The sequence below is a fragment of the Vibrio sp. 10N.222.52.C3 genome (genome assembly GCF_041474195.1).
GTDB lineage: Bacteria > Pseudomonadota > Gammaproteobacteria > Enterobacterales > Vibrionaceae > Vibrio > Vibrio crassostreae_C.
In genome coordinates this window covers 1-451 of record NZ_JBFRTQ010000259.1, presented here as the reverse complement: position 1 = coordinate 451, position 451 = coordinate 1, and the positions used below count along the sequence as shown (strand labels likewise).

Genomic DNA, 451 nt, shown 5'->3' with positions numbered 1-451 from the left:
AGGTATTGAATATAACGTTAAAGTTATAAAAATTATTGAAAAACATAAGGCCGAAGGTTATAAGGTAATTCTTTTGTCTGCATCTATTGAACCCGTAGTTGCCGCTATATGTCGTCATCTTTCTTATGATGAGTCGTTATCATCAGAGTTGAATATCAGAAACGATAAATATGATTCTGGTATTTGTATTGATCTTCTCGATGCAAAAAATGAGATAGTCAAGAACAGAAGCAAAGGTAAAAATCACACTATTATGATTTCTGACAACTTCGGAGACTCGAATTGCATCCCTTACTTAGATGAGTATATTCCGGTAGTCATTGACGATAAATCCAAGTTGTTCTGGGATAAATTCAAATTAAACAAAAAGATAGACTTGAGAAAACAACAATGAAATTATTTTTTATTCCATTTCTTTATTTTTACCATTCAAGGTTAAAAAGTACAACCA

The 451-nt window shown here is 31.0% G+C and carries 1 protein-coding gene; it reads left to right on the top strand.

From position 1 onward, the window contains the following. Positions 1 to 394 (top strand): haloacid dehalogenase-like hydrolase (locus tag AB4517_RS22790; RefSeq protein WP_372150139.1); only part of this gene is annotated, 394 nt, incomplete at its 5' end. Positions 395 to 451 lie beyond the last annotated feature (57 nt).